This window comes from Paracoccus sp. TRP (assembly GCF_000185925.1).
Classification (GTDB): Bacteria; Pseudomonadota; Alphaproteobacteria; order Rhodobacterales; family Rhodobacteraceae; genus Paracoccus; species Paracoccus kondratievae.
Genome location: NZ_AEPN01000030.1, coordinates 1 through 2,084 on the forward strand (window position 1 = coordinate 1; position 2,084 = coordinate 2,084).

Sequence of the window (2,084 nt, forward strand, 5' to 3'; positions counted from 1 at the left end):
GTCGGACCAAAGGCGGCATGAACACCAAGCTGCACGCCATCTGCGACAGCCATGGCCGACCGCTCAACCTGTTCGTCAGCGCCGGTCAGGTCAGCGACTACATTGGCGCGCGGGCATTGTTGAGCAGCCTGCCGGATGTCGATTGGTTGCTCGGGGATCGCGGCTATGACGCCGACTGGTTCAGAGAAGCATTGAAAGACAAGGGGATACGGGCGTGTATCCCTGGTCGAAAACAGCGGAAGATGACGGTGAAGTACGACAAGCGCCGATACAAACGGCGCAACAGGATCGAGATCATGTTCGGCAGGCTCAAGGATTGGCGGCGTGTGGCAACCCGATATGACAGATGCCCAAAGGTCTTCCTCTCAGCCATCGCCCTCGCCGCAATCGTCATTTATTGGTTATGAGTCCTGACCCTACTTCGGGGGCGGGGATATTCCTGTCTTTGCCCTCGCAATCTACGGGAAGAACGAGAAGGGCAACCTCTCGAAAGCCGAACGGAATGAACTGGCCCGCGTCCTTCCCAAGCTGGCCGATGCCTACAGACAAGGAAAGGATAAGGCATGACCTTCGGAAAAGAACTTATTCAGAGCGCCCATGAAGCACTGGCAATCGCAGAAGGCCGCGCGGAACCTGCCGCCGTTTTCGTCCCGGAAACCATCGACGTGGCGGCTATCCGCAAGCGCCTGAAACTCTCGCAATCGGAGTTTGCCAAGCGGTATGGCCTGCCCGCCGGAACCATCAAGGATTGGGGGTTTTGTCGCAAATTTCCAAACAGTCTGAAAGGGTCTGAGCGCTGGACATAATTATGCAGCGAGCCTCGCAAAGGTCTGGAACGCCGAGGCACCGTTAGCCGGGATCTGCCCCTTGCGTATCATGTGCGCGGTCTCGATCCCGGCGACTGTGGCGATGGCCGAATGGAAGGCCTTGAAGCCCATCATTGGCCGCGTGATCCGCTTGATGAAGCGATGGTCTTGCTCAATGATGTTGTTCAGATACTTGACCTGCCGGACCTCGATCATTCGACCAATGCCGGTGAATTTCAGGATCACGTTCACCGCCTCAAGGCCCGCCAGATTGGCGCCGCTCTTGTCGATGACAACCCTCTCGGGCACGCCGTGCGTTTCTATGGCCTGCTTGAAGAAGCGCCGGGCGGCGGTGAGATCGCGCCGTTCAGCAAGCATGAAGTCGAGCGTTTGCCCGTCGCGATCCACAGCGCGATAGAGGTAGCACCAACGGCCCTTCACCTTGATGTATGTTTCATCCATCCGCCAAGAGCTAGCCGTCGGTCGTTTCCTGGCTTGTGCCCTCGCGGCGATCAGCGGAGCGAATTTCACCACCCAGCGGTTCAGCGTGGCGTGGTCTACCGTGACGCCCCGCTCACCGAGAATTTCCTCAAGATCACGATAGGAGACGGCATAGCGAACATAAAAGAACACCGCGTAAAGGATCACCGACTTCGGATAATGCACGCCCTTGAATTCGATCACGCCCCGAGCCTCTCCCCAACTACCCGAAAACAATGGCATATCAAAGGTCATCGAAGAACCAGAAACTTTGCGACACTGCCTGCCAAGGTGAGCGAAACCAGCGTCTGGCAGTTGGCGTTCTTGCCGAGTGCCGAACCATATTGTGGCGCCACGCCGACCGAATGATGGCCCTTCTCGGGCAAGGCCGTATCGTCCATGATCAACCAGGCATTCTCGCCTCCGACCTGTCGGTCAGCCTCGGCGAGCAGCGCCCTCTCCAGTGGAGCTTCGTCCCACACGCCGCTGCCGATGAAATGGTGCAACCGGTCGTAGCTGACCTCACCATCCCGCGCGGCCATCGGCTGCACGCTCTTACGATCACCCGGGCCAATCAGGCCTGCAATGTATGCTGGACAAATCCGTCCGCGCGCCTTGTTACGCAACGCCGCAACAAACGGCACAAGCCACGTATCCAGTTCGCTCCGCCAGTCCGCTTCCATCGCCAGCCCCCTGAAAAGCTGGCTCCCCATGAATCAGGGAATTTGCCTCTTGAAAATTCCCAAAATCACAATCTGCCAAAGTAGTGTTAGGTCATGTTGACAAATGGCGGAGCCA

At 57.8% G+C, this 2,084-nt stretch carries 3 protein-coding genes and 1 pseudogene; 2 read left to right on the forward strand and 2 right to left on the reverse strand.

Features of this window, described 5'->3' with window-relative positions:
* Together PARACOCCUSGL_RS0114735 and PARACOCCUSGL_RS20685 are read left to right on the forward strand one after the other, a co-directional pair.
* Window positions 1–407 (forward strand): IS5 family transposase (locus PARACOCCUSGL_RS0114735; protein ID WP_010398082.1); only part of this gene is annotated, 407 nt, incomplete at its 5' end.
* Between the two features lie 156 nt (window positions 408–563).
* Entirely contained in the window at window positions 564–806 is a 243-nt protein-coding gene (locus PARACOCCUSGL_RS20685; protein WP_010398084.1) for a transcriptional regulator Xre, read from the forward strand.
* Here the strand turns inward: PARACOCCUSGL_RS20685 and PARACOCCUSGL_RS0114745 are convergent, their stop codons facing one another.
* Window positions 807–1,490, reverse strand: a complete 684-nt coding sequence (locus PARACOCCUSGL_RS0114745) for an IS6-like element ISPko6 family transposase (RefSeq protein ID WP_010398086.1) — start codon at window positions 1,488–1,490, stop codon at window positions 807–809.
* Between the two features lie 50 nt (window positions 1,491–1,540).
* Window positions 1,541–1,999 (reverse strand): annotated as a pseudogene (locus PARACOCCUSGL_RS0114750) (transposase); the annotation flags it as partial.
* Window positions 2,000–2,084: the final 85 nt, after the last annotated feature.